The organism is Clostridium sp. (assembly GCF_036643715.1).
In the GTDB taxonomy this organism is placed as follows: domain Bacteria; phylum Bacillota; class Clostridia; order Clostridiales; family Clostridiaceae; genus Clostridium.
In genome coordinates, this window is the sequence record NZ_JAVXRL010000035.1 from 21082 (window position 1) to 28595 (window position 7514).

At 29.6% G+C, this 7514-nt stretch carries 2 protein-coding genes; both read right to left on the minus strand.

Annotated elements, in window-relative coordinates; all coding sequences use genetic code 11:
- Nucleotides 1-90: 90 nt before the first annotated feature.
- Nucleotides 91-3810: a helicase-exonuclease AddAB subunit AddA gene (gene addA / locus RSF37_RS10600; protein ID WP_332564367.1), complete on the minus strand. Its 3720-nt coding sequence runs from the start codon at nt 3808-3810 to the stop codon at nt 91-93.
- Complete coding sequence (addB, locus tag RSF37_RS10605; RefSeq protein WP_332523670.1) at nt 3810-7262, minus strand: helicase-exonuclease AddAB subunit AddB; 3453 nt, start codon at nt 7260-7262, stop codon at nt 3810-3812. Before addB ends, addA begins: the two co-directional genes overlap by 1 nt.
- Between the last annotated feature and the right edge of the window lie 252 nt (nt 7263-7514).

Here is a 7514-nt window from a genome sequence, read left to right on the forward strand (position 1 = left end):
TCTATGATATCATAATTTTTAATGTTTTGTATTAATAAAAAATCATTAAAAAAGTGCATAGAATCTCTTCTATACACTTTTAACCTTAATTTAAACTATTATTGCCTTCTCTAAGTGGAATAAATATAAATATCTCCTGTTTACTACCTTGCCTGTTATCTTTTCTATTGCATCACTGTAATAGTCAAGTTGTATTTTATATCTTCTATACATTTCTTCTTCCACATTATCTTCTATATAATCTGTTTTATAGTCAACTAATATAACTTCACCGTCTAATTCAAAGAAAAGATCAATAACTCCTTGAAGTCTTACTTCCTCATCTTTAAATTCAATTGGAAGACCCTCTTTAACTTTAAGCGCACTTATTTTTGTGAAAAATGGAAGCTCTCTATAAATTATTCCTCCACTTTTATATACTTTTATAATATTCAAACCAAGTTCGCTTTTAAAGAAGTTGAATACTTTATATGAACTTATAGCTTTAAACTCATCTTTAGTTAAAAGCTCATTTTTAAACATTTCTTCAAGTTGCTCCTTAACTTCATCTAAAGAATTAACTCTATCATAATCTATCTTTTGCATTACAAAGTGCATTGCAGTTCCTCTTTCAGCTCCTGAAAGACCTTTTTTTTCTTGAAGGAATCTAGGTTTTAAAACTGGCTTTTCCTTAAATAAGCTTTCTCCTCTATATTCCTCTGATGGCTCATAAGCTGATTTTTTTAAATCAGAAACAGAAATATTACTCTTTAAAGTTGTACTCTCTAAAAATCTATATTTATAACCAAGTCTTCTTTCAATTTCTTTATCCACAGTTTCAGCCCTAGAATTTATAAACAGTTCTTCATCTATCGAAATTTCATCCACAGTCTCTAAATTTTTTTCCACAAATAGATTTTCTCCATCCCACAATTTAACCTTCCATGTGGATAAGTCATCTTTCGCAATCTCGCTCGATGCTCCTATTCTTTCTCTAAGAACTTCACCATCTTTATGCTGACAAAGGGCCATTCCAATCCAATCCAAGTAACTTTTTCCCTTAAGAACTTCTGCTGGAGAAATTTTAGAACTTTCCACAGTTGCAGATTGAACCCACTTTTCCACAGTTTTATCTACGTCTCTAGTTGAACCAGTTATAATTAACTTTTCTTTAGCTCTTGTAAATGCAACATATAGTATTCTCATTTCCTCAGAAAGAGTTTCAAGTCTTATCTTTTTCTTTATAGCTTCCTTAGGTAATGTGCTATAACTTATTCTTTTTTCTAAATCTATATATGATGGTCCAAATCCTAAATCATCATGATGCAATATTGGATTATTTAAATCCATTAAATTAAATTGCTTTCCAGCTCCAGCTAAAAATACAACTGGGAATTCTAATCCCTTACTTTTATGGATACTCATAATTCTAACAACATCTTCATTTTCACCAAGAATTTTAGCACTTCCCATATCTCCTGATGATCTTCTTAACTTATTTATAAAGTTTATAAAATTAAATAGACCTTTAAAACTAGTTTCTTCGTATTGTTTTGCCCTTTGGAATAATACTTTTAAGTTTGCCTGTCTAAGTACCCCATTTGGCATAGCACCAACATACCCATAATAAGATGTATCCATATATAAATACCATATAAATTCATCAATTGGTGTATATATTGATTTATCCCTCCACTTATTTAAGCTGTTAATGAAGTTTTGGCACTTCCTCTTTAATCCATCATCCACTTCTACCTCATCACTTACAATTTCAAGTATATTTTCATAAAAATATTTACTTTTATCAATTATTCTAACATCTGCAAGTTCTTCAGCATTAAACCCAATGAAAGGAGATTTTAACACTGCAATCATAGGAACATCTTGAAGTGGATTATCTATTATTTTTAAAAGTGACATTATAGTTCTAATCTCTATAGACTCAAAATACCCTGAACCAGTATCTGCATACACTGGTATCCCTGATAGTCCAAGTTCATCTAAAAATACTTCTGACCAATTTTTAGTTGCTCTTAGAAGAATAACTATATCTTTATACTTTAAAGGTCTATAAACTCCTGTATCCTTATCTAACACTCTAAATTTTTCTTCACTTGCTTGAGCCATAAGATCATTAATTCTCTTTGCAACAACTCTAGCTTCTAAATTTATTGAATCAACATCCTCCTCTTCATCTTCGCCTTCTTCATCATTACTTACTGTATTTTTATCTAATATATGAAGTTCAACTTCACCACCTGCGTAAGTTCCCGCTTCTTTTAATTCCTTAAAACTAGCACCTAAGTTAAGAGCTTCATCATCCGTGTATTCAAGTTCTCCAACATTTAAAGACATAACCTCTTTAAATATGTAATTAACTCCATTAATAACTTCTTCTCTACTTCTAAAGTTCTTATAAAGCTGAATTACTCTATTACTTCCTTCATCAGTTCTTGAGTATCTATTATATTTATCTAAAAATAGCTCTGGCTTTGCTTGTCTAAACCTATAAATACTTTGCTTTACATCCCCAACCATAAATACATTTGGATTATTAGTGCTTTTTCTAGATACAAGATCTATTATAGCTTCTTGAACATTATTAGAATCTTGATATTCATCAACTAACACTTCATCAAAAAATTCTCTAAAGTTTTCTGAAACCTTTGATGGTACTACTTCGGAACCATTAAACTCTTTAATTAGTATCTTTAAACAAAGATGCTCTAAATCATTAAAATCTAACATGTTCTTTTCTTTTTTTCTATCGCTAAACCTTTTAGAAAACTCTAAAGTTACATAAGCTAATTTTTTCATAAAAGGATATGTAGATTTAATTCCTTCTAGCATTTCTTCAGGACTTAATGAGAATACATCATCTTGAAGCTTTGTTATTTTCTTTTTTACTTGATCTCTTATTGATTTTACAAGTTCTTGTGCATCAGGATCACTTACGTTAGTCTTTCTTATTGATTTAAGCCTTCCAAAAGATACTCTAAAAAGCTTATCATATATATTTGTAAGACCTAAATCTAATGTATCTTTAAGTGCAATAAGGTTAGATAACTCATCATTATACATATCTAAATACGGCTCTATTCCTTCTGTTGCCGTTATTATTTCAATAGCTTTATAATATGTGTTTATAAAACTATCTACTTCCATCTTTATATCACTTCTTAATACATCAACCCATATAGTCTTATCTAACTGCTCTAATGTTTCTATATTAAAATCTTCAGCTTTATCTATAAGCCACTTTTCAGGCCAAGGCCCACTCATAGAAAATCTATAAAGGTTTAAAATTATTTCTTTAAGCTTCTCATCATCTCTGCTTCCTGCATAAGCCTCAACTAAACTAAAGAATTCCATATCATCTTTTTCATACATATCCTCAAATAATTCGTCCATTATCTCATTTTTTAAAAGAGTACCTTCAGTTTCATCTCCAATTCTAAAAGCTGGATCTAAATCTATAGTATGAAAATTATTTTTTATTACATCTAAACAAAATGAATGCATAGTAGTTATATTAGCTCTACTTAAAAGGGTTAGTTGCCTTTGAAGATTTTTAGAACTAGGATTTCTTTCTAATGCTTTTGTTATTGCAAATGCAATTCTTTCTCTCATTTCCGCTGCTGCCGCACTTGTGAATGTAACGACTAAAAGCTTATCTATATCCACTGGATTTTTCTCATCAGTTACTATTCTTATTATTCTTTCAACTAATACAGCTGTTTTACCTGAACCTGCAGCCGCTGCAACTAGAAGGTTACAACGTCTTGTCTCTATCGCTTTAAGTTGTTCTTTCGTCCATTTAGTCTCTCCCATTATTCTACTTCCCCCTCTCCTTTAACTTCTACATTTATTTTATTCCAAATATCATCATCACTTTTCTTTAATACTAGTCTGTATTTATTATCCTTTATACTCGTATCAAACTGACAAACTGCTGAATAATCGCAATACTCACAATATACCCTTTGATTATTTTTAGTTGGAAGTATTTTTATCTTTCCACTAAGCATATCAGTACAAAGTTCAACCATTTTTTTATTTACATACTCTCTTAAAATATCGAACTGTTCTTCCGTTGCAACAGAACTAGTTTTAGAAAAATCTCCATCTTTTTTAAATGCTGCTGGTATTATAAGTGAGTAAGTCTCCATTGTATTATCCATAGCTCTTATTAATTTTGCATCTTTAAGTAGTAATCCATTCATCTTAAGCTTCTTTAAAACTTCATTTTGAACTTCTTCTTCATCAAGTTCCTTACCACTTTTTATAATTGGATCATCTATTTTAAAGTAAAGTATAGCCCCTGGAACTGCTCCAGTATTTAAAATATGCTCTGAATTTCTAAGTAAAGCATCTAAATATACTAAAAGCTGCATCTGTATTCCATAATAAAGCTCAGTTAAGCTAAACTCTTTAGACCCTGACTTATAGTCTATTACTCTTAAATATGTGTTACCGTCCATATTAATAGTATCTATTCTATCTATTCTTCCTGTAAGGTATACTCTCTCTCCTGAAGGTAAGTCTATCTTTATAGGCTCTCCACCATCCATTGCTCCAAATTCAAATTCATTTTTAAATATTTCAAATTCTCCTCTTCTCATTTGCTCTGAAATTACTGAAACAGATTTAGTTATAACTCTTTTAAATCTATCTGTGAAATATTTATATCTCTTCGTACTATTTAATATTGAATTATTTTCTTCTTTAAGCTTAACATCAACAAGCTCTGATACTATTTCCTTACACTTCTCTCGATTTAACTCTGACCATGAAATCTTTTCGTCCTTAACTTTATTAGTAAACTTATCTAATATCTCATGCATGAATGAACCTAAATCCGGTGCTGAGAATTCATATATCTTTCTATCTTTGGCCTTTAATCCATATTGAACAAAGTAAGAAAATGGACATTCAGCATATTTCTCTAATCTTGAAACACTGAATCTTAAGTTTCCATTTTCATTTTCATAAAGCTTTCGAAGTTTATCCTTTGGTATTTGATCTCCTGTATTTGAATAATCTATTCCTTTGAATATTGTATTAGTCTTATCTTCAAATCCTTCATGACTTCTATACCAACTATATACTTCTCTCCAGTATTCATTAACCTCTTCTTTATCCACTTGTTTTCTAAGAGCTAATATAAGCTCATTAAATGTTGGAGTTTTAGTTGTAACTTTATTAAACTCATCATACTTTTCTGCGTAATTGAATATATCGCTTTCTTCTTTTAAATTGTTTAAAACTCTCTTTATTCTCGGTATAACAATTGATGGTCTTAATGACTTACCTTCAAAATCTGCCATAGGATAAGTTATCATTAAGTATTTACTTGGGATTGTTAATGCAGTGTATACCATAAACTGCTCTTCAAAAGCTCTAGCTCTTGTTGTAGACGCAAGTTCTACACCATTATCTTTAAGTATATCTCTATCTCTATCTGACAATATACCTTCATCCTTACTTGCAGCTGGTAGTACTCCATCATTTACTCCAACTATATATAAAGCTTTAACTTCTCTACCTTTTATTCTTGCTATATCTCCTATATTTACTTGATCTAATGCTACAGGTATAACACCTATCTCTTTATTTTCAAAACCTGCATTTAATACTTTGTAAAATTCTTTAGGTGACAGTTTATCTTCTCCTATTACATCTACCGCTTGATCTAATATTTCAATAACCATTGATGGTACTTGCTCATACTCTCTAACTTTAGCTTCAAAACCTTGCTCTTTAAATGTTTCTATCCACTCTTCTATTTTATTAAATACATCTAAATCTATAAGAAGCTCATAAATAGCAGTGCAAATATCCTTCACTGACTTCTCACCTTTAATTTTTTTATGGAATTCCATAAGTGGCTCTCTTACTTCTTCCATTATTTCTTTTATAAACAATTCTTCTGGATTCTCATTTATATCTTCACTTTCAAAGAAACCTTCATTAACTTCTTCTGTAGTCCATCTATATCCCTTTAAACCGTGACCTAAAATATAATTTTCTAATCTATCTATATATTCTCTATCAATATTTATAAGCCCACTTTTTAAATATTTAAATACAGCTTCATAAGACCAATTATTTAATAGCACTTCAAAGGAAGACATTATTAAAATAACTAACGGATTACTTAAAACTTCTATCTTCTTATCTAAAAAGTATGGAACTTCGTATTGATCAAATATAACTGACATTACTTTTTCATATATATTAATATCTCTACATACCACTGAAATGTCTTTGTATCTATATCCATTATCTCTAACTAACCTAATAATATCTCTAGCTACCATATCCACTTCATCGTAGCTATTATTGCCTTTATAGACTCTGACATCTTTATTTTTTCCACTATATATTTTAAAAGGATATGTGAAAAAATGTTTTTCTATATGTTTAAGTTCTTCACTATCTTTAAATCTATATGGATATTCTTTATTTAAATTTATTGGCTCTAAATATCCGATATTATTATCTTCCATAAGTCTAACTATTCTATTTTCTGTGTTCTTTATTGCATTAAATATATCTGTCTCTTCACTTGCCTTTGTATTAACAGCTCCATCCATACATAATGTTATATTAATTGTCTTTGATTTAGCTGCTAACTCCTTTATTACATCAAGTTGCTGTGGAGTGAATGTTGTAAATTCATCTATCCAAATTTCTGCACCATCATAAATAGTACAATCCTTTAATTTTTTTGATAATATAGTAAGTTCATCATCACCATCAACTACGTTGTTTTCTATTCTTTTATTGTATTCACTATAAAGTTCACTTAAATCTATAAGCTTTTCTTTTAATTCATCATCTTCTAACCTATCTGATTCTTCTAACAATATTTCCGGAGAAATATTATATTTTTTAAATTCAGTTAGTGTTTTTGACAAGATTTCTATAAATCCCTGCTTTTTTGATATTCTATTGAAGTACTTAAGATCATCACCCTTCTCTTGAAGAAGCTTATATATAAGCATACTCTTTCCTTCATCTTTCATTATTTGATGAACTCTTCCTCCACATTCCTCAAATACTCTATTGCACATAGTTTTAAAACTTAATACTTCTGCTCTAAGTAAAGCTTTTTCTGTTGCTATATCAAGTAGTTTATTTTCTGTTTGAAATGTGTATTGTTCTGGAACTATTAGTATTAATTTATTACCTTTATTGTTCTCAATCTTTTTCTTTATTTGTTCTAAACAAAACTTACTTTTACCACTTCCGGCTCTCCCATAAATAAATCTAATTCCCATAATAAAACTCCTAAATTTTCTTGTATTTATTATAATTATATCCTAATTACATAATTTATCTAACATATAATTAAATAAGCTGCACCAATATTAATATCGGTACAGCTTTTATTGTTTCATAATTAATTTAAAATATAAAAAAAACATCTAACATAAGTTAGATGTTTATGGCGGAGAATCCGGGATTTGAACCCGGGCGCCAGTTGCCCGACCTACGCCCTTAGCAGGGGCGCCTCTTCAGCCACTTGAGTA